General features: G+C 57.7%; 11 protein-coding genes. 4 read left to right on the top strand and 7 right to left on the bottom strand.

Annotated elements, in window-relative coordinates:
- Window positions 1-1,478: hypothetical protein (locus AACY31_RS19400; protein WP_339504983.1), on the bottom strand; the 1,478-nt coding region annotated here is incomplete at its 3' end.
- A gap of 388 nt (window positions 1,479-1,866) precedes the next feature.
- On the opposite strand from AACY31_RS19400, the gene AACY31_RS19405 reads away from it, so the two are divergent.
- The 3 genes from AACY31_RS19405 to AACY31_RS19415 all read left to right on the top strand — a co-directional run bounded on the left by AACY31_RS19405 (window position 1,867) and on the right by AACY31_RS19415 (window position 12,733).
- Window positions 1,867-5,442 (top strand): Tc toxin subunit A, encoded by a 3,576-nt coding sequence (locus AACY31_RS19405; protein WP_339504984.1) that lies wholly within the window; start codon window positions 1,867-1,869, stop codon window positions 5,440-5,442.
- Between the two features lie 23 nt (window positions 5,443-5,465).
- Window positions 5,466-9,908: a Tc toxin subunit A-related protein gene (locus AACY31_RS19410; RefSeq protein WP_339504985.1), complete on the top strand. Its 4,443-nt coding sequence runs from the start codon at window positions 5,466-5,468 to the stop codon at window positions 9,906-9,908.
- A gap of 95 nt (window positions 9,909-10,003) precedes the next feature.
- On the top strand, window positions 10,004-12,733 hold the full coding sequence (locus tag AACY31_RS19415; protein ID WP_339504986.1) for an RHS repeat domain-containing protein: 2,730 nt from the start codon (window positions 10,004-10,006) through the stop codon (window positions 12,731-12,733).
- A gap of 95 nt (window positions 12,734-12,828) precedes the next feature.
- Here AACY31_RS19415 and AACY31_RS19420 read toward each other — a convergent pair whose 3' ends face one another.
- The 3 genes from AACY31_RS19420 to AACY31_RS19430 form a co-directional block, all read right to left on the bottom strand.
- Window positions 12,829-14,268 (bottom strand): FAD/NAD(P)-binding protein, encoded by a 1,440-nt coding sequence (locus tag AACY31_RS19420; RefSeq protein ID WP_339504988.1) that lies wholly within the window; start codon window positions 14,266-14,268, stop codon window positions 12,829-12,831.
- A gap of 149 nt (window positions 14,269-14,417) precedes the next feature.
- Entirely contained in the window at window positions 14,418-14,786 is a 369-nt protein-coding gene (locus AACY31_RS19425) for a hypothetical protein (RefSeq protein ID WP_339504989.1), read from the bottom strand.
- A 140-nt stretch (window positions 14,787-14,926) separates the two neighbouring features.
- Window positions 14,927-15,490 (bottom strand): helix-turn-helix domain-containing protein, encoded by a 564-nt coding sequence (locus AACY31_RS19430; RefSeq protein ID WP_339504990.1) that lies wholly within the window; start codon window positions 15,488-15,490, stop codon window positions 14,927-14,929.
- Here AACY31_RS19430 and AACY31_RS19435 point away from each other — a divergent pair.
- Window positions 15,485-16,510, top strand: a complete 1,026-nt coding sequence (locus AACY31_RS19435; RefSeq protein WP_339505007.1) for a DMT family transporter — start codon at window positions 15,485-15,487, stop codon at window positions 16,508-16,510. The genes AACY31_RS19430 and AACY31_RS19435 overlap by 6 nt on opposite strands.
- A gap of 222 nt (window positions 16,511-16,732) precedes the next feature.
- Here AACY31_RS19435 and AACY31_RS19440 read toward each other — a convergent pair whose 3' ends face one another.
- The 3 genes from AACY31_RS19440 to AACY31_RS19450 form a co-directional block, all read right to left on the bottom strand.
- Window positions 16,733-18,232: a bacteriocin immunity protein gene (locus tag AACY31_RS19440; protein ID WP_339504991.1), complete on the bottom strand. Its 1,500-nt coding sequence runs from the start codon at window positions 18,230-18,232 to the stop codon at window positions 16,733-16,735.
- An 81-nt stretch (window positions 18,233-18,313) separates the two neighbouring features.
- On the bottom strand, window positions 18,314-18,592 hold the full coding sequence (locus tag AACY31_RS19445; protein ID WP_339478789.1) for a bacteriocin immunity protein: 279 nt from the start codon (window positions 18,590-18,592) through the stop codon (window positions 18,314-18,316).
- Window positions 18,589-21,189: an S-type pyocin domain-containing protein gene (locus AACY31_RS19450; RefSeq protein ID WP_339504993.1), complete on the bottom strand. Its 2,601-nt coding sequence runs from the start codon at window positions 21,187-21,189 to the stop codon at window positions 18,589-18,591. The genes AACY31_RS19445 and AACY31_RS19450 overlap by 4 nt, the downstream gene beginning before the upstream one ends.
- Between the last annotated feature and the right edge of the window lie 230 nt (window positions 21,190-21,419).

A 21,419-nucleotide genomic window follows, 5' to 3' on the forward strand; every position in this document is an offset into this window, starting at 1 on the left:
GCAGAAACCGACCACGTGCCACTCGGTTGAACCGAGGTCGTTAACTGAACACCATCAGTTCCTCCTTCGCGCCAAATTTCAAGCGTAGCGCCCCGAAGCCCACCTGACCCCAGAATGGTGGGTTTGCCGTCGGCGGAAACGGTTACGGTGGTGATCACTGGTCTGAACAGGACCGCAAAGTCAATGGTATCCGCCCAGTCGGATGTCATACCGTTCAAGGTCTGCGAAGCAGTCAGCGTGAAGGGGTCGGCCATCCACAAAGGTTCTGTCAGCTGGGCCGTCCATTGATCGCCATGAACGGTTGCGGTCCCGAAAAGTATAGTACCTACACCATGCTGATACAGGCTGACCGTGGCATCGGCGACACCTGCTCCGTGTATTGTTGGTTTATCGATCTTTACGACCAGAGGATTGGTGATCACCGGCTTGGGCGGTTTGATCGTAAAGGCTTTGTTATCCGACCAGTCCGAACTCTGTTGAGTATCCTGCCCAATCTGTCTTGCGGTAATGCTGTACCTACCGGGGGGCCACGCTGCGGTGGCAGAAACCGACCACGTGCCACTCGGTTGAACCGAGGTCGTTAACTGAACACCATCAGTTCCTCCTTCGCGCCAAATTTCAAGCGTAGCGCCCCGAAGCCCACCTGACCCCAGAATGGTGGGTTTGCGGTCGGCAGAGACGTTGATAGTGGAAATCACCGGTTTGAACAGGACCGCAAAGCTGACTGGGGTCGCCCAGCCGGAGTCGATACCGTTCAAGGCCTGGTAAGCCGTCAGGGAGAAAGGGTCGGCCATCCACAAAGGTTCTGTCAGCCGGGCCGTCCATTGATCGCCATGAACGGTCGCGGTCGCGAAAAGTACAGTACCCACACCGGACTCATACAACTTGACAATGGCACCAGAGGCACCTGTCCCACGTAGTGTTGGTCTAGGTTCACGAACAACCCGAGGATTGGTAATTGTTGGGGGGGAGAGGGAGAATGCAACTACCATTGTATGTGCCACACTAGGATCGTCGCCCATACTTATATCGAACGTATATCTAAACCAGACCCTCGCCTCCCTACTGTTGCCTGCTACCGAACCGCCTGCACGAATGTCGTGCCATATACCATCTTGACGGGCACTACCAGTTATTTCCCTACCCTCCCAAGTTCCCGCTGAGGAAAATCCAAAATCAATATTGCCACTATTCCCTCCGATATTGCTAACTTTATATCTGGAAGTATGGCAGGTAAATGTGCCCGACGAACTCCATGAGCACTCCACGTCAAGGTCTGCTTGAATTTTAATTCCGAACAAAGTCTCTACCCAGACATATATCCTATATGTGGCAAGAGGAAAATTTTCTGCGGATGCAATAACAGCGGTGGCGGCTGCCGGAAGCGCTTCATCCTGTTCGAGATCGACGACAAAAAATCCACCTCCCGAAACCTTGTACTCTTCAGAGTCATCTCGTTCGTCATCGTCAATTTCCATTGTTCACTCCTTGCATCTCTTGCGCATCAATCACTTCGCCAGCACCAAGTTCCAAAGTTTCGCTCGTAGCCCGCAAGCTAGTCCACTGTCAGATATGACAGCTCGTTAGATAAATTTGTAATAAAAAAACAATTCATGCTCACGGCTTGCTGGTAAACCCAGGCCACGGCTTTTCAGTCGTTTTAGTTTAGGCGGCCATGAAAAATCCGAGCTTATATCTTGGATTACTTACCGCTATGCGGAATGAGTCTATAAGACTGTTATTTCTTACAGTAGGCGGCCTGGCACATCGAGAACAACATGCCTGGCAACGAACTGGTCATTCATTAGCTTATTTGCCCGCCCCTTGCGTTAACGCCCGTCCTTCGCGGAAAGGAGAACTGTTGCTATGGAAAACAACTCACTGATGAGTGCGCTCGTCCAGACCGAAGGATCGCCGAAAAAAGGCCGGGTCGATTTTTCGACGGCCATGGGCAAAATGGGCTTCACCTCGGTCTTTGACATCGTTCGCCTGCCCAAACCAGCGTTCGCCAGGAAACTTGCCGTCTACACTGATGCCGATGCCGGGCTGGCCTACGACAATGCCATGGGGTACGCGGCATTGATTGCGCGTTTGTATCGTGAGTACAAGACTTCGTCCGGCAACGTCCAGCGATTGGCCGAGCGTAGCGGTGTTCGGGCCCTTGTCCCCCAAGGGCCTACGTTCCCTAACCTGTTCGAGGAAAACTGGGACGAGTTCTGCAAGGTCGGAGCGCTCGCCGCCATCGATTCGCCGGTGGCCTACCTGAGCGCGCTAAGGGTGTTTATCCAGCAACTGGAAGCGACCAGCTCCGCGCCCGAGCGTATCTTGCTGGATCGGCGGCGCCCCGACCTGAAGGATCTGTTGATCACTCATAAAAATACGTTCACCCCTCGGCCGATGCTGGAAATCGTCAACGCTGTGCTGGGCACAAACCTGCGTACCTATTTGAATACCCTGGAGGCAGATAAAACCAAGCCTACCCAGCAGGTGCTTGCCGAACGCCGTTTTCCCTTCGAACTGCCCTACAACTTCTACCATCAGCAATGCCAACTGGGCCTATCCGCAAACAAGCCCAGGCTGGGGGCGCTGAATTACCAGGCCAGCCTGTTGCTGCCTATCGAACAAAACGCCACCAACCACTATGGCAAAGTGCAAAAACCGGTACCGCAAGCGCAGCGACTGTTGTCGGGATTGAGTCCACAGCAGCAGGCGCTGCTGGTCGAGCCCTCGGTATTCAGTACTTTCTACCTGACGCGCAGTGATCTGGCCGACGGCTGGCAAAGCGCGGGGAGCACCTACCTTTGCCCCCACACGCCATTGGGGACCTGCTTTTTGCTGCCACTGGAACAACCGGATGTCGGCATTGCCGATCCACAGGCCGACAGTCCTATTTCATCCCCTGCCGGGACAAATCTTGTCCCGTTGACCTTTCGCAAGGCAGGGCAAACCGAAACCGTGGAGATGGCACTGAACTCCTCTGCGCCCACCAAATCCGACAAGTGGCGCCTTAATCATCTGCACACCGCGGGAGCTGCAACCCACACTTCATTTATCAAAGCCAGTGGGGTACTTCCTGAGCACGGAGAGGGCTATACCGCAGCATTCGACCTGATAACCGCTGCCGGTGCTGTTGACGCGCCGGTGAAGCTGGTTAAACAACTTTTCACCCTCACCCTGGACGAGCACTACACCTTGGCATCCGCCGAGCGAACCTTTTTCAAACAGTCCTTCGGTTTGGAGGTGTCGGACGAGGTGCAGCCGTGGCAGATGACGGACCTGAACGACTTCATGCAACGGACCGGCCTTAACGCCGAACAGGTGGAGATGCTCCTGTGCCAGCGTGCCTATTCGGTGCGATTGTCAGCCAACTGTCCGAGCAAAAACCAACAACACGCAGGTATTACGGTCCCAGGGATTACCGGCAAAACGTCGCCCTTCCCTCACGCGTCTCACTACGGCGCTTGTTACGTCAACGGCATCGGCACAGATCGCTATGACAGCCAAACGCCCACCACGCCAACGTCCATCGGCCGCGATCAATTCGATAACTCCATGGGTCTGGAGCAGGAGCTGGTGGACGATATAAAACACTGGCGCCTGACCAAGACCTCCCTCAATCGTTTCGATCGCCTGCAACGAATGATCCGGCTACAACGCTGGACCGGTATTACCTTTGCGAAACTGGACACGCTGATCACCTGCGCTATACGCGCCGAAGGCGAAGCCAACCTGGGGATGGAACTCAACGAAAATACCCTCCGCGCCCTAGGGGTTTATCGTTACTTGGACCAGCACTACGGCATCGCCCCCCAGGAGTTCGCGGCACTGATGCACGACCTCACCCCCTATGCCAGCGGTAAGGACGAGGTGCCATTGTTCGACCAGGTGTTCAATCGACTGCAACTGTTCGAGACACCGTTGATCCTCGATCAAACGCCGCTCGATTTCGCCAGCCCTACGCCCGCCAATCAGAAAACCCTGCTGCAACTGTGCGCCGGCCTGGCAATACCGCCAACCGAGGACGGCTTACTGTTGATTGCCAACCAGACCCAGCGCTATCTAGGGACACTCAAGCGTGACTTGCCCACCGTCTCATCGCTCTATCGCCAGGCCCGGGTTGCCCGGTTGTTCGGTTATTCAGTGGGCGACCTACTGGCGTTGACAGGGCTGCTAGGTGGTCAACGCTACAAAACGGCACTGGCCAGCGGTCGTCTGAGCCCCAGAACGTCCGCTGATGTCCCCGATATCCTGGACGTGCTGATGCAACTGGACTGGGCTGTCCGTTGGCTCAAGGACAGCCAGCAGACGGTGGTGCAGTTGCAGCAGCGACTGGGCCCAAATGTGCCCCTTGCTACCGGCAACGACTCCGAGGCAGATCGACAAGTGGCGGCTCTTGAGCTCGCGCCGCTGTCCGATGACCTTTTAAAGCGCCTGATTAAGTTGCAGGAGGATGCCAGGTCAAATGTCGTAACCGGCGAGCAACTCGTCGCGCTGGGCCTGCCCACCCATGATGACAAGACCACACCGAGCGAACTTGATTGGTTCGAATTACTGATCGGCGCCGAGCTGCTCGATGAGAACGGATTGTTGCCCGGGCTCGATCGCTCGCTGAGCCTGGTCGACGAGCCTGTCACCTGGCTGCGGGCCGATGTCGACGAACTACTCAAGACGCTGACCTTGAGCGCGGAGGTCAAGCAATCCTGCTCGGAAAAACTCGCCGAATTACTGCTGGGCGCCTGCAACCGGCAAACCCAACTACTCGAAGGGCTACTCCAGCAAACCGCCAAGCTACCGCCAGAGCGCTGTATTGCGGTTATTCACTGGGGCCATTCCTCTGTCTACAGCCTGCTTGTCGAGGCGCTCGAAGAAGAGACGAGCGCCGCACTGATCGAACATTTCCAGCGCCTATTGCGACATGCCGAGATTGTGGTGCAACTGCGTTTGAGTAACAGCGCCCTGCGTGTGTTTCTGGTCAATCCAACCTGGTTGGGTAGCGAACAATACCCAGCCAGTAACAGCGAACCTTCGCTCGCCGAACTCTACCTGTTTGAGCGCTTCAGCCAGTGGTTTCACGAACAGAGCCAATCGGAAGACAGCTTATTGAGCTACTTCAGCCTCGCCAACCCGGCCCCGCCCAAACTGAAAAACAAGACGCTACGCCAGATGGCCAGCGAAACGGCCAGCAGCGCCTTGGCTCGGCTGCTGGAATGGGCGGAAGCAGAAGTGACTGTCCTCACCGACGTGCTGCCTGACAAACGTGCCCGATCGATGGCGCAGGTGGACTGGATACGCCGTTGCCAAGCGACCTGCCAGATCAGTGGGCTTTCGGCCAAGGCGCTGCTCCAGGCCACAGCGCTGGACGAGCAAAGCAGCCTGGTTGACTGGAAAGCCGTTGGCGAGGCGGCTATGGCGGCCAACAACCCTGACGTCGACTTTCACTGACCGGCGCGGTTTGAGGAATGATCATGACGACTGCCTTCGATGCACCACTGAACGAGTCTTTTCGCGATGCGATGCTCGCCCTGTATTTGCATGAAGCCGTGCCCAGCGATGAGTACCTGATCGAGCAGGGGCTGGCCGACCGCATCAAGAGCGCCGACGACTTGTATGAGTTCTGGTTGCTGGATGTACTGGTCAGCCAGAACGTGCCCACCAGTCCGGTCGCCTGTGCCATAGCCAGCCTGCAGCAGCTGATCAATAGCATGATGCTGAACATGGAGCCCGGCTACCACGACGACAGCCTCACGCCGGAGCAGACCAACGCCTGGCGCGGCGGTCTGAACCGATATCCGACCTGGGCCGCCATCCAGCAGTTGCATTACTTCCCGGACATCTATCTGGACCCGACGCTGCGCCTGACAAAGACCGACAGTTTCGAGCAACTGGAAAACGACATCAACCAAGCCCAGATCCAGCCCGACACCGTGCAGTCGGCGGTGCTCGCCTACCTGGCACGCTTCGAGGAAATCGCCAACCTGAAGGTGTGCAATGGCTATATCGACGGGGAAGACTTTGCCAACAGTACTTATTACTTCATCGGTAAATCCCCCGCCGAAAATGCCTATTACTGGCGCTCCCTGGATATGTCCCTACGCCCGGTGAAGCAGCCGGGGGCGGCGCTCGGTGATGTTCCAGATAAATATGACAAACCCCTGCCCAATGCCTGGACAGATTGGAAAAAAGCCAATGTGCCGATTTCCGAGAAAGCCTTGGAGCACACGATCCGACCCTGCTGGTTCAACAACCGCCTGTTCGTGGTCTGGGCCGAGGTGGATTATCAGGACCCGGACGCGGTCGCGCCTGAAGGGAGGGCCGACATGGCGGTCAAGATTCGGCCGCGGTTTCGTTTGTACGCCAGCTACAAAAAATACGATGACAACTGGAGCGCGCCTCGAGCCTACATCGAAAGCTATTGCCAGACGCATGAACTGATCGAGAAGACGCCGGCGCAAATCGAAAGGGAAACCCAGACCATTGCGGTGTATGACCACTCGACGTCACCCGAATCGTTGGTGCTTATGTTGTATTCCCACTACCAGCCCGACAACTCAGATTCGACGGGTGACAAAGACGCATACGACTTTCTAAGAACCGTGCGAATCGACAAAAACCTCAATGTAACAACACTGTTTCCTTTACTCGGTGTCGTGCCCGAACCTCGCTCGAAAGCCCTCATGGCAGAGGACGACAGCAGAGCGCACGTGCTGTTTATCGGCTACATCTTCGCCAATGCCAACAAAAACGCTGGCCGTTTTCAGTATTGGCTTCCCTCTGGGACCCCTGCGTTTGGAACAGTGTCTCACTACACCCCCGATGAAGAGGTAGATACTTGGAATTTCAACGGTTGGCAGTCGCGGATCAAGGTAAGCGAAAAAGACATCGATCTTGTTTACGACCGGACCCAGTCCAATATCGAACTGACTGTCCGATTAACGGAAGGATTTGATGATCACTGGTTCCAGCCCACTCTGGCTTACCAGTTATTCATCGGACACGCCACGGATGTCCAGTCCGATGATCAGCCCACAACATTCACCGGCATACGTCAGTTGGGTACCTCCGGCTTGGTCCGGAGACTACCCATGGATTCGACGCTGAAATATACGTTCTCGATCGACCAGACCACCCAGCAGCCTGATGGTTGGCCAGTAATCTGGCCCGCTGAGCCGGAAGACCTCAACATTCCGCTTATTTATGGCGTGTTGATCTTTGAAGGCTTCATTCAACCTTGGCGCCTCAAAGGAGGGGCGCTTAAGGCTCTAGCCGTAGGCTGGGGGGAGACGCTCGACGCAACACCGCAAGTTGCGCCGAGTATCAACAGGCTACTCTACCCGGATCTGGGCGACAGCCCTTCGCTGGGCAAAGCGCAATTTATCGACTTCACACATTCAAGTATCGAAATGAGTGACGGGCTGCAATCGCAGGCGGTAACGCGAGCGCCGATCCGCATGAACACCGTATTCGCCAGGGAACTGACCCAACTCGCCGAGAGCGGCATGGAGACTCTGCTGAGGTGGGAAACCCAGACGCACCGGATAGAACCGCCAATTCCCAACGATCAGGGCAGCGAGCCGATGGACTTCGCGGGTGCGTATTATCTGTATTTCCTTGAGCTATTCCTGTATCTGCCGTGGCTGGTCGCACACCGCTTGAACGAAGAGCAGCAATACGACGAGGCCAGGCACTGGCTGTCTTATGTTTTTGACCCCGACCGTCAGAGCGTCGACCCCGGACACCCCGGCTATTGGCAGGCCGTCCCGTTGGAGACACCCGTATGGCCCGGCCCGGCAGACCCCAGCCAGGCGATTCTGTACCCGGATGATCCACACCAGATTGCTCTCAGCTTCCCGGTGCACTTTCGCAAGGCCCTGTACGGACTCTATATCGATATCGAAGGCAACCAGGCCGACCAGGCCTATCGAGAATTGACACCGGACGGGCTGGCAGACGCCAAGCTGCGTTATGTGCATATCCTGGACTTGCTTGGCAAACGGCCAGATGTCCGGCAGGTGGACGATTGGGCGCCGATCACACTGGAGACGTTAAGCGCCGCGAAGAATGAAGAGCTGCGTGGGTTCGAACAGCAATTGATCGAGACTCAGCGTCATCTTCAGCAAGATCCGCCACTGCGCATTGGTACGGCCCCGGCCTCCGAGGCCGCCCCACTGCTGTGCTTGCGGCCCTATGCCGCGGACTCGTCCCTGTCGGGTACGGACAACCCCTACTTGCGCCGCCCTTTCAACCCTGAACTGATCCAGCGCTGGGACCGCGCCGAAAGCCGCCTGTACAACCTGCGGCATAACCTCGACATGGCGGGCAATGCTCTGAATCTGCCGCTGTTCGCCGCGCCACTGGACCCTCGCGCCCTGTTGGCCGCTTGGGGGCAGGGGTTGTCCGGTGCCGCTCTCAGCCGTCTGCTGAGTCCACAAATCCCCCATTACCGCTTCAGCTTTATGTTCGCTCTGGCGCAGAACGCGGTGGAAAGCGTGATCCAGTTCGGCGCGACGCTGTTGTCACTGATCGAGCGCAAGGAGCAGGCGCAATACCTGGAACTACAACAGCACCAGGCGTGGAATCTAGCGAAGGCCGCCTTGGATATACAGATCCAGGCCGTCAAGATCGATGAGGCGAACAAGCAGGCGTTGCTGGCCAGTCAGGCCATTGTCGCGGGCCGGGTCGATTATTATGAGAAATTGCTGAACGATGGTGTGAGTGGTTTGGAAGTTGCGGCGGGGGCAGCTTTCTTTATTGGGGGCGCGGCCCAAACCGGGGCCTCTATCGTTCAGGCAGTGGCAGAAAGCCTGAAAGGAGCACCGAACATTATCGGTCTCTCGTTCGGTGGCCAACGTATCGAAGGTCCGGCTTATTCCGTCGTAGCCGGTCTTCAAGCGATTTCCTCGGGTTACCACACCGCAGGTCAGCTCATGGATCGCATCGAAAGTTACCGCCGCCGGACTCAGGAATGGACCCAGGCCCGCGACCAGGCCAAGCTTGAAGCCAACCAGATCAAGGCACAACTGACTGTATTTGATGCGCAGCACAGGGCGACCCAACTGCAATTGCGCCAAGCTCAAACAGCATTGAATCAGGCCAAGGCCACCCATGACTTCTTGTTAAGCAGCAATCGCTTCAGCAGGTCCCAGACTTATGACTGGCTGAACAGCAAGTTCGCCAGTTTCTACTACAGCGCGTACGCCACCGCCCAGTCATTGTGTCAGGCAGCCGAAGCCTGCTGGCAGTACGAGATAGGTGATTTCACCCAGACCTATATCCGTCCCGGCGCGTGGAATGCTACCTACCGTGGTCTGGGTGCCGGGGAAGAGTTGAAAATGAGCTTGCTACAGATGCACCGTGAGTATCTGCAAAACAATCGACGGGAGCTGGAAATTCGCAAAACCGTGTCGCTGAAAGAGCTGAAGAACAAGGACGCCAGCTCAACGATCAACAAAACCTGGGAGGAAATCCAAGCCGCTCTAAAGAACGATGGAACCTGTGCATTCGAGTTGACCCAAAAGATGTTCGACGATGATTACGAAGGTCAGGATCACTACTTACGACGGATCAAAACCATCAGCGTATCCCTGCCTGTCACGGTCGGGCCTTATGAAGACATCTGCGCCGTTCTGAATCAAAGCTATAGCAAAGTGGAAATGGCGACCACCGTTGGCACCGCGAAGGAAAATCTGCGAGCCAGCCAGCAGCTTGCACTTTCCCATGGGATTGATGACAACGGCCAGTTCCAGCTCAACTTTCAGGATGAACGCTACCTACCCTTTGAGTACACCGGCGCCATTTCCCGCTGGACCCTGACGTTCCCAAACCCCGATGCCCAGGAGGCCATGCTTGAGTCTCTTACTGACATTGTCATCCATCTTTCCTACACCGCCAGGCGCAGCGAAGGCTCGTGATGGACAAAAGCGGAGCGCAGGCCACGTTGGCTCTGGCAGAGGGGATTCACTCCCATACACCCACCATAGCGGTAGTGGACCCACGCGGACTCGATGTGCGTTCAGTCGCCTATTGCCGCACTATCGAAACGGCAGCCCCCGAAGAACGAATCAACCGCAGCGCCCACGACGCAATCGGTCGCCTCATCAAACAGTGGGACCCCAGGCTCTGGACGCTCAGTTCACAAAATGCGCCTGCCAATGTATTCAACCACTATTCGTTGTCCGGCAAAGCGCTGGGTTCGCTCAGCGTCGATGCTGGGGAGCGAATCAGCCTGTTCGACGATGGCGATCAGCTTGTTCAAAGCTGGGACAGCCGCGAGACTCAGCGGCGGATTGACTATGACGGCCTGCTACGCCCGCTGGCCGTTTTCGAACAAGGCAAAGGCGAAGTCGCTCGCTGTACCGAGCGTTATACCTACGCCAGCGCTAATGACGACTTCGCCGCCCATAACCAATGCGGGCAAATCGTCCGGCACGACGATCCAGCGGGCAGCCAGACCCTGGATGAATACGCCTTGACGAGTGGTGTCCTCGAGCAAACCCAGCGATTCCTGCAAGCGCTGGAACCACCGGATTGGCCACCCGGGTTGGCGGAGCGTGACGCGCTCCTGGAACCCGTGGCGCAAGCCGCCACCAGCGCGACGCGTTTCAACCCGCTGGGCGATGTGCTGGAGCAGATCGATGCCAAGGGCAATCGGCAACTGTTCGACTACACCGTCGATGGCCAGTTGCTCGCCAGCCATCTGCAACTGAGCGGTCAGGCCGCGTCTAAAACTCTGGTCAGCGCCCTCGCCTATAGCGCCTACGGCCAGGTCGAACAGGAAACCGCCGGCAATGGCGTGGTCAGCACGCTGACCTACCGCCCTGAAGATGGACGCTTGACCCGGCTTGAAGCGCGGCGTGGAGCGCAAACACTGCAGGACTTGCGCTACGACTACGATCCGGTAGGCAATGTCCTGAGCATCGAAGACGGTGCCCTGCCGATCCGCTACTTCGCCAACCAACGGGTGGAGCCGGTCAGTCGTTATCGCTACGACAGCCTTTACCAGTTGATCGAGGCTTTCGGCTGGGAAGCGGGTCGCGCCAGTCGAGGGCCAGGATTCAACCGCTTCGACGATCCGGGCGCAGTCGCCAACTATCAGCAAACGTACCACTACGACGCCGGCGGCAATTTGCTGGAACTGGTCCATGTCGGCCCACAAAACCACAGCCGCAAACTGACGGCAGGACGCCACAGCAACCGCTGCCTAGCGGAACAGAATGACCGGCCACCGACCGAAGAGGAAATCGCCGCCGCGTTTGATGGCAACGGCAATCTGCTGGATCTGCAACCGAGGCAGGCGATGACCTGGGATTTACGCAATCAACTGCGCGAGGTACGACCGGTTGAGCGCGAAGGTGCCGAAGACGATCGGGAACTGTATTTGTACGGCGGCGATGGCATGCGGCGGCGCAAAGTCCGCTCGACCCAAACCAATGCCCGCTCGCTGATTTCGGAAGTTCGTTATTTGCCGGGCCTGGAAATCCGTACTCACGCAGGCACGGGCGAAGTGTTGCAGGTGATCTGCGTGCAGGCCGGACGTAGCACGATGCAGGTATTGCACTGGGAAACGGCACCGCCTGCCGGTATTTCCAACGATCAGTATCGCTACAACCTGACCGATCATCTGGGCTCCAGCAGCCTGGAGCTGGACAACGAGGCCGAGGTGATCAGCCAGGAAACTTATCATCCATACGGCAGCACGGCTTGGTTTGCCGGACGTAGTGAGGTGGAAGCAAGTTACAAGACGGTGCGTTATTCAGGGAAAGAGCGGGATGCAACGGGGCTTTATTATTATGGGTTCAGGTATTACGCGAGTTGGTTACAGCGGTGGGTTAATCCAGATCCGGCTGGGGATGTGGATGGGCTAAACCTCTATCAAATAGTCAGAAACAATCCACTGATCAATATCGACTCAGATGGCTTAATGCAAAAGTCTGCTAGGGATGTCCCGCCCGTAGTTCCCGAGCGCCCAGAAAACTTAACTCGAAGCACTGGTGCACCACCAAGAGTTCTTCCGCGCCCTAGTCGTTCAACTCGAATCTCTGAATCCAGTAACCTGCCTACTACTCTCCAGAATCCTGGTTCTGCCGGAAGTCCATATAACCGGGAGATAGGCTGGAGGGCGCCTGCGGCATCAGCGATGCAAAATCTGTCGCGGCGGGAAAACGACTTGAATACAAAGGTTGCCCAATCGCAACAGATGAGCGACGTACATCTGAACAACTTGAACCGTATTTTCGAAAGTCGCTTGGCCATGAATCGTTTGAAAGTAGGCAACCCAGAGCCGCAAACAGAGGCCACGTCGACCCAAATATTCGAATTACAGCGAGAGTCAAAAAATAATTACTACTTTTTGCCAACCACACCGGAAGCCCGGGACGTGCCTAATCCGAATGGCTCGTTCATCTACGTTGTTCTAGCCGATGATCCTGGACGTATTTACGCAGGGGCCCCGATTGGTTCTACAACCGTAGAAGACCAATTCAAAATCCAAGGGCACACCTCGATCTCGCTCAGAGAGGATGTGCTATATGCCGGACATATCATTCTTGACCAAGGGAAACTTGAGTCCTGGAATAATGGTAGCGGTCACTATATGCCGGCGCCTGATCTACACCAAACAAACCTTCTACCTGCTGTCCAGCGACTTTTGCCTAGCAGCCTGTTCGTCGACTATCGAGATATGACTCCAGAGCAGAGAGACCGTACATTCGCATTACGTGGTTATTTAACTTTCTAATATCCTCGGATTGGCTACCCCGCAGCTTGCTGCGGGGTCATTCGAGGTACGTTGTTAGGCTCTGTACTAAATCCTTTGCTCACGGGGAGCTGTGTTCAACCCCGGCCCTGAAGCTGCAACCCAACCAACCGCCCCGCCAACACCTTGGCCTGACTCGCCACATCAGTCACAGCAGTACTTTCCCACCACATCCCCCGCAGTGGCGGACCCATGGCAAACAGGCGGCCGGCGGGCTCGCCCTGGGCATCCAACACCGCCCCATCGGCACGCGCAGCAATGCCAAGGGCCAGCGGCCCCGGCTGGATCAACCCTCGGGCCAACAACTGTTGCGGCAACGGTCGTGCAACACGACGCCAGTCATATTCAATGCCGCTGGAGTTGATCAACGCGGCGCCCTGCACCACCGTCAGCCCGGTCTCGCCCCGACGGCGGATGCTGATACTCAACGTACCCTGTCCGGACGCTGCCAGCCCCTTGAACGATGCGGCATGAATCCGTAGCCGCCCTTCCCCGTGCAGCCGCGCCACCAGCTCCGCGCTCAACGGTGGCGAGCGATGGTGATGGCTCTCCCACCATGGCCGCACATGCCGCACGAACTGCCGGCGCTGCACATCGCTGGCCTGGTTCCACAAGCGTCCGATATGCGCACGCACGGTGTCCAGCGGCGCTTGCCAATCGATCCCTTGGGCTTGGGCCTGGCGGCATTGCTCGCGCAGGGCCCGCATCAATTGGCGTGGCGAGCGGAGACTGTGATCGTCGGCGAGAAAGTCCACCCACTCAGGCGGTTGCCGACGCACATGGGGCAGCAGGCCATGACGAGAAAACACTTCGATCGGCCCACGATGCCCGGCCTGTTCCAGGGATACGACGGCATCGACCATGGTCAGCCCCGAGCCGATGATCAGCACCGTTGAGTGCGGGTCGAGCTGGCGCATCGCAGCCACATCCCAAGGATCCAGGGCCGCGGCATTCAAGCCGCTGGATTCGGTTTGTGGGGTGCGCGCCGCCGGGAACATACCGGTGGCGAGCACTGCGAAACGTCCGCGCAAGATTTGGCCGTCGTCCAACGTCAGCACCACAGCATCGTCGGCAAGCTGCAGGTCCACGGCCTCCCCGCGCACGTGCTCGGCGGTCGAACCGTTTTGTGCGCCCAACTTACGAGCCTCGGCCAGGCGTTGCTGCACATAGAGGCCGAATATCCCCCGGGGTGGGAACAGCTCGCTGACCGGTACATGCTGCTGATCCGACTCGGGCCAGCCACCGGCCTCGATGAATTCGACGAGCCATTGGGTCAGGTCATCGGCGTTGTCCGGATCGACGCTCATCCGCGCGGCATTGCCGTTCAAGGTGTGGCCCAGCTCCACGGCGCTGTAGGCCTCACCCCGACCCAGTTCACTGCGCGGCTCGACGATCAATACCTCGCGCCGGCCCGGCAGGCGCAGCAATTGTGCCGCCAACATGGCACCGCTCAGGCCGCCGCCGATGATAAGGATATCAGCGTGACGCGGCGTTCCCGGGGTCGGATTGTTTTCCATTGAACGCTTCCATATAAAACAGACAGCACCTATCGGTTGCTGGTCCTCAAGCCTGGGGTTCCGGTGAGGATCTTCGATGAGACGAGCGCTACCTTACTGTTTTGCCTGCTGTTATGGAAGCTGATCGAAATGTTGAGCAAGCCCGCCTTCTACGGTTGCAAGACGGTATACATCCGACGCCGCGCATCAAAGATATCGCCGTTCAGGCGCCTGAATTCATACCGCAGCGATACCTCTGTAATGCGCTCTGGGAAATACCATTTTTGGTGCGAAATCAACATGCCATTGTCCAGCATTTGCTGGTCAACTGTCTTTGGAAGAAATAGCGAGCCTGCCCCTTCCAGACGTATATAAACCCATAGTCCTTCACCTAATTCGACACTTGGAAGAATAGGCACCTTCACGGTGAAATCTTTAAAAAAATCATAAGCAAGCTCTCCATCAGTGGCGGGTTCGATAACGGCTCGCGGCAATCGCACATCGACTGGATAAAACGAAGCGTCACTTTTAGTATCCATCACAGACACCTCCAAGCTTTGGCCAGGTATATAAACGGGCTGGTTTGAACGCCCCAGAGCGTTCCAGACACTACTCCCCCAACCAAAACAGAACTACTGACAGATCTGACAGGTGTATAAATAGTCAGCATCCATAAGCGTCAAATCACCACATTGCGTACAAACCGCGCCGCCACCAAACCATCATTGCGATAAGCATGGGGCTGGTTGCTGGCGAACATGAAAAACTCACCGGCGCCTATCTGGCGCTCTTCGCTGCCCAGCATCAGGGTCAGGCAGCCCTCGAATACATAGAGCTGCTCGCTCCAGCCATCGGCATCAGGTTCGGAGGGGTAATGCTCACCGGGCTCCAGGCGCCATTCCCAGAGTTCGACTTCGCGGCTGGCGGTGGCCTTGGCCAGCAAAACGGCTTTGCTGCCGGGGATGGTCCCGGCCCAGGCCAGCTCGTTAATGCGGCTCGGGTCGCGGGCGTCGGGGGCCTGGATCAGGTCGCTGAAGGCCACGTCGAGGGCTTCGGCGACACGGTCAAGGGTGGTCAGGCTGACGTTCTTTTCACCGGCCTCGATGGCCACCAACATGCGCCGGCTGACCCCGGACAGTTCGGCCAGGGTTGTCTGGCTGAGCTGTGCGGCGTGCCGCAGGCGGCGGACGTTCTGGCTGACGTGTTGCAGGACGGATGCCCGTTGACCGTTTTCTTTGTGCACTATATTGCTCATCTGCTGGGGTTGCGCATTATACTGCCCACCTTCTTCGGGCGCATTGTGCGTCCGCCTCAAGTGGCGCGCAAGGTCATGGCATCGGTGAACTCCCCTCTAGCTTCCTCCCGTTTCTCAAGGTTCAGCAAGGCCGAATGCGTGCTGGTGCTGATCACCATGATCTGGGGTGGAACCTTCTTGCTGGTGCAGCACGCCATGACCGTCAGCGGGCCGATGTTTTTCGTGGGCCTGCGCTTTGCCGCCGCAGCGGCGTTTGTCGCGCTGTTTTCCTGGCGGCAGCTGCGCGACCTGACCCTGTTCGAACTCAAGGCCGGGAGCTTCATCGGCGTGGCGATCATGCTCGGCTATGGCTTGCAGACCGTCGGCCTGCAGACCATTCCCAGCAGCCAGTCTGCGTTCATTACCGCGCTGTACGTGCCGTTCGTGCCGCTGTTGCAGTGGCTGGTGCTGGGCCGTCGGCCCGGCTTGATGCCCAGCCTCGGCATCATGCTGGCGTTCACCGGGTTGATGCTGGTGTCGGGCCCGGCCGGAGCATCGTTGAATTTCAGCCCCGGTGAAATCGCCACGCTGATCAGTGCCATCGCCATTGCCGCGGAAATCATCCTGATCAGCGCCTATGCCGGTCAGGTCGATGTGCGCCGGGTAACCGTGGTGCAACTGGCAAGTACGGCGGTGCTGGCATTTTTGATGGTGGTGCCGACCCAGGAAAGAATTCCGGACTTTTCCTGGCTCTTGCTGGTCAGCGCCGTAGGCCTGGGGGCGGCCAGCGCGGCGATCCAGGTGGCGATGAACTGGGCACAGAAAAGCGTCTCGCCGACCCGCGCCACACTGATCTATGCCGGCGAACCGGTGTGGGCCGGCATCGCCGGGCGCCTGGCGGGCGAACGACTGCCAGCAATTGCCTTGTTCGGCGCGGCACTGATCGTGGCAGCGGTGATTGTCAGTGAGTTGAAGACCCGGGGCAAAGGTAGCGTCGAGGTGGATGAGGGGCTTGAACGCGAGCAGTGAGGGCGGCAGAAGCTTAGGAGCTGTGTAGGAGCTGACGAGTGCAACGAGGCTGCGATCTTTCCCCAGACACTTGAATCCCAAGCGAAAGATCAAAAGATCGCAGCCTTCGACAGCTCCTACACGGGCCCAGCGGGAGCAAGCTCCCTCGCCACGGGTTATATGTATGGCGGGTTATAGGTATGGCGCGTTATCTCCTGACAGGCATTACCCAAGTGCCTTCAATCACTCGCTTCGACGGTCGTTGAACACAACATAGACCGGCTCCAATCCCGAATCCTGGGGAAACACCACGACATAATCATCGAATCGAACCTCTTCGATGGATTCAAAAGTTTCCAATGTCGGTACCGGCGAAGCGTGAATGAAACCGGCAGAATCGAGTCGATTTTGCTCGGACGCAATAGGCGCCTCCAAGCTATCCGCACGGGTCCATTCAATCACTCGGGCCTGCGGGCCGTCCGTGGTCAAGCGAAAAACCCGTCTAACTTCATCCCAAACCGCCAGCCTTACGCGCACCTTGGACGGCAACACACCCATGGCAGGGGTGATGTAGATCTGAAACAGTTCACGTATTTCTTTCAGGCCCCTGAAACGGCTGCCGGGTCTTGTCGCGGTCGTTGCAGTGCTCATTCGCAACGGCAATGTCACCTCGCCCAGCAGCGCGGCGAGGGCCTGCCAGTCCTGTTCGACTGCAGAGATCTCGGCCAGCGCCACACACAGGCCAAAACGCACCTCTTTGGTTCGACTGACGAGATCAAAACTCAGGACCTCGGCATATTGCCCGGTGTGGTCCTGCTCCGAATGCGTCATCAACCAATTGAACTCGGCGACGGCTGAACGAATGGTTTTTTGCAAATCCACCCGTTGACGGGTCCTGAGTGGCGGCGCGTCGCTCAGCAACAGGTTCGGGTGCCTCATACCGTTTGCAGCGGACATGCGAAACACTACTGGGCTGCTGTCCTGCCCACGCAACCGCATCAATTGCTGCGAGGAACGCTCCAGTACCGCTTCAGCGGCGGCATGAAGAACGGCATGGCGCTGCGTGATCGAGGTCAGTCGCGCAAGATAACGACCATGGTTGGCAGTGGCCTGCCGTGCATTCGCTTGCCAGAGCGCCTGGTCGGCTTTGTTATAGGTGAGATCGCGCTGGGCGCCGTTCAGGGCAAACTCGACACGCATTTTACGCCGCTCGAACGCGCCAACGGCCATGACCACTTCGTGCTGTGCGTGCTCCAGTCGCCGCATCCCCTGCTTGAGTGCATCCAGCGTCTGCTCTGCATCGTGTTGGTTTTGTCGTTGCCGGGTCGCAAGCTCCAGCTGGGTAAAGGCTTTTTCAACCGCCTGTTCTGCGGCGGTGATGTCCGAGGCCAACTGCTGTGCATTGGCAAGCTCACGCTGGGCTCTTGCCGTCGCGTGTTGCGCCATGCTCAAGCGGGGCGCGGGCTTGGCCGGGGCAGGCAGTACCCCACCCTTGAAGGGGATAACGTTCTTTTTGAAATGCCACTGTTTTACGAAGTGGACAATCGTTTCCGGAGCATTGGTATACCCGGTGTCTTCGGGGTAAAACAGCAGGTCCGCGCCTTTGGGGTGCCCGACGATTCGATCGAAATGGTTGATCAGTCGATCATGCTCTTCTTTGCCCATGTCGACATTCCAGATTCTCCCTACGAACACCTGAAACTCGGCCTCGGTGTAATCCTGGAGTTTGGGTTTAAGTTCCATCTATGGTTTTCCTTGTTTAAACATGCATGCTCGGTAACGCACCTGCTCGATTGGTCGAGCAGATGCGTACACGGGGCTGGTCTATTCTGGTTTGAAGCCGGGTTTGTTATTGCGGGCGCGCCATTCCTTGACTTCTTTCAAGATGCCTTCGGGGCTGTCTTCCTGGCCTTCCTTGGGATAGAAAATTACGTCTGAGCGATCAGGGTGTTCAGTGATCAACTCAAAATGGTCCACCAGCCTATTCGTATATTGGCTCAACGCATCCCCCTCCAAAGCAACGGAGTCATCAAAGAATTCTCGAAGAAATGTCAGAAACTCAGCCTCCGTATAATCTTCCAGCCGCTCTTTGAACATACTCATGGCTTCTCTCCTTTGTGTAATTCAATATGCCGCTTTGCAGTCATAACCAGAAGATTCTCCAGGTCATAAACTGCACCGCCTTTCGCAACTTCGTGCTTATGATGGATTTCAAATTTCCTTCTCCCACCGACCTGATCCAATCGACTAGAAAACGGCGGTGCTCCCTTAGACATCTCTCGTAGATTTGAGTCATTGAACTGCTTACGTAACTCGCGATCCGCCGCCACAGCCCTCCAAAACGCCTCCCTGAACCGGTGAAAGTTCGCAAACTCCCTCCCCCTCAACTGATCCGCAATCCGATCAGGAATAGGTGCGCCAGTCGTCCTCGCCGCCTCCCCCAACCAAATGCCCGACACTGGCTGCCCAAACCCGAGCGCCACACCCCGATCATCCCGCCGGTCATAAAACAGCGCATCCGGCGAAGGCAACTCCATATCCCCCGGATACCCCGGATACCCCGGATACCCCGGATACCCCGGAATATTGGCACCGGTTTGCCCCGGATCAACAGCCGGAAACGTCTCGTTTTCCGGTAGGACCGGGATGACAGGATTGCCGGGATAGACCGACGAGAGTGGCGGTGCAATCGGTGAGGTGGTCGGGCCAAGCTGTTCGATGCCCGGTGGGACCAGGGGTGTTCGGGTGCCGTTGCCGATTGGAGGCGCCGGCCAGGGGATGACGGCCGGTACGATGCCCGGCCTGCCCAACAGGCTGTTTGGCGTGGTGATGCTGATGCGGTCAAGGTTGAATGGGTTCTCACCCAGTTCTGCCCGTTCCTGGTAACGCAGTTCGAATTCGCGACGCTCACCGACCCATGTACTTTTCGGCGCGTAGGGCGCAAAACCTCGTTCGATGCGTTTTTGGTTGATTTCATCTGCGTTGCCCGACACCGACAGCGCTGGGTGCTCGGAGAGGGTACGCCACAGTGCCTGGTCGAAGGCACTGAAGGACTTTATCGTCTGCGCCCGCATCTGATGGCCGACTTGCTCGGGAATGGCCGCGCCTTGGGGCTGACTGGCCGTGCTCCACCAATCATTCGCAGCCGGCTTGCCGGCGCCCGTGACGATGCCCGAACCGAGGGGTGGCAAATTGAATGAGAAATAGGTCGGCGGCAGCCCGGGCACGCAGACGATGCAATCTTGAATGCGCAAGTCCGCGCCCGCCGGCAGGGTCTCGACTTGTGGCGCCATGAGCATCAGCACTGGCGGGCTTGTCGGGGCAGTGTGTGGGACCGCGTCAGTGGCGAACTGTAGTTGCCGGGTGACAACACCAGGAACTTCGGCGTTATAGAGGCCGGTCAGAGGGTCCAGGACTGCATTGATGACCGGAACCTGAGCGCTGATTGCCCCGCCAGTATTGGCGACGTGAATCGTGGTGCCTTCGGATACGGTTTCAGGTTTGAGCCGGTGAGGCATTTCCACCGAGCCACCCGCATCGGCAACTGACCTCAGCCGCTGCTCGTCCGCCAGCCCCAGTGCCTGGGCCGGTACGCCAACGCCTTGAAACAGTCGCCGACGTTGCTCGACAGTGAGTTCTCCGTTGCCCAGAGGGGTGGTGTGTGTCGCCAGCGAGATAAATAAACCTGGCCCCTTCAAGGCAATGTTCTTTAACTCACCGAGCATCTCCACGGCCGACTGGACAGCCTTGTCCAATACCGCCGTGTCTTGCCGGGGCACAAACACGGTCCCCTGGCTCAACACCATCCCGCTCGCTGTCAACGAAGCGGCGGGCACACTCACGGTATGGACTTGCCTGAGCCTCTCCAACCGAACGTTTTCATCAACCTGCTGCTTGAAGCGAATGCGCGCCGCACGTTGTTCGGCGTATTGACGCTGGCGCTCCCAGCCGGCTTCCCGTTCACGCCAGGCCACCGTCTGTTCAGCATGACGCCGGGCCAGCGCGTTGGATTTTTCGCTCAGGGCCTTGATCTGTTCGGACAGCAGTCGCGCCTCTTGGGCTGCTGTGTAAGCCTGCTCCCAGAGTCGGTGACCGTCTTCGAGGGCGGTACCGAATTGATCCAGTCGCGTGCGATAGTCGTTCGCCGAACGGGTGAGTGGGTCCTGTCCGTCGAAGACGCGGGCGGCGATGCTTTTGGCGTTGAGTTCCGTGGTTTTGCGGGCGATCAGCCCGTCGATTTCGCTTTTCTCCTTGGTGATGAGGTAAAGCTGCCAGCGTTCGGTCGAGTTCGAGACGGGCGGCCGTTTTGCGGCGGAAATTTCCTTTTGAAGAGACGCGTCGAGTTGTTGCTTTTTGCCCGCGAAGCTCCGATCCACCTCAGCCCGGGTGCTGGTGTGGCGTTGCACCATAGTCGCCAGCGCTTGTTGACGTGCCTGGGCGCGCGCTCGCTCCTGGGCCATGGCCGCAGCCTGGGCCTTTTCCGCGTCTACCTTTGCCTGGGCTTCTTGCTGGGCCTTGAGCTGCTCGTATCTGGCTCTCGCCCTGGCTTTACGCCGTCGTCTGCTGCGCCTGCTGCCCGAACCGCCGAATCCGCCTGAAAAACCGCCGCTTCCAATCTGAAAACCGCCACCTGAAGCCGTCGGCCCAGGCCTGATGACTACCGTTCCATCCGATCCATCGTTAAGTGTTTGCTTTGCCATACAGTTCTCCTTTTCTGTATGGCACACAGTGGCGATGGAACCGTGTTCGGGTGCGGTACATATGTATAGCGCCCGGTTTTTTTTACTGGCGCGGCTCCAGCGCTCGTGGCGGATTCGGACGCGGCGTTCCCTCCCCCAAAACAACGCACAGTCAGAAAACTCCCCCTACCTTGTAGGATTCTGCGACACCCTCGCGGTTGGTGATCGGGAATACGCCACGTATGATCCTT

The organism is Pseudomonas sp. RL_105y_Pfl2_101 (genome assembly GCF_963970585.1).
In the GTDB taxonomy this organism is placed as follows: domain Bacteria; phylum Pseudomonadota; class Gammaproteobacteria; order Pseudomonadales; family Pseudomonadaceae; genus Aquipseudomonas.

What these genes read in the sequence shown, in the direction of transcription:
- AACY31_RS19405 (WP_339504984.1), top strand. Translation starts at nt 1,867, where the DNA reads ATGGAAAACAACTCACTGATGAGTGCGCTCGTCCAGACCGAAGGATCG.
- AACY31_RS19410 (WP_339504985.1), top strand. Translation starts at nt 5,466, where the DNA reads ATGACGACTGCCTTCGATGCACCACTGAACGAGTCTTTTCGCGATGCG.
- AACY31_RS19420 (WP_339504988.1), bottom strand. Translation starts at nt 14,268, where the DNA reads ATGGAAAACAATCCGACCCCGGGAACGCCGCGTCACGCTGATATCCTT.
- AACY31_RS19425 (WP_339504989.1), bottom strand. Translation starts at nt 14,786, where the DNA reads ATGGATACTAAAAGTGACGCTTCGTTTTATCCAGTCGATGTGCGATTG.
- AACY31_RS19440 (WP_339504991.1), bottom strand. Translation starts at nt 18,232, where the DNA reads ATGGAACTTAAACCCAAACTCCAGGATTACACCGAGGCCGAGTTTCAG.
- AACY31_RS19445 (WP_339478789.1), bottom strand. Translation starts at nt 18,592, where the DNA reads ATGAGTATGTTCAAAGAGCGGCTGGAAGATTATACGGAGGCTGAGTTT.
- AACY31_RS19450 (WP_339504993.1), bottom strand. Translation starts at nt 21,189, where the DNA reads ATGGCAAAGCAAACACTTAACGATGGATCGGATGGAACGGTAGTCATC.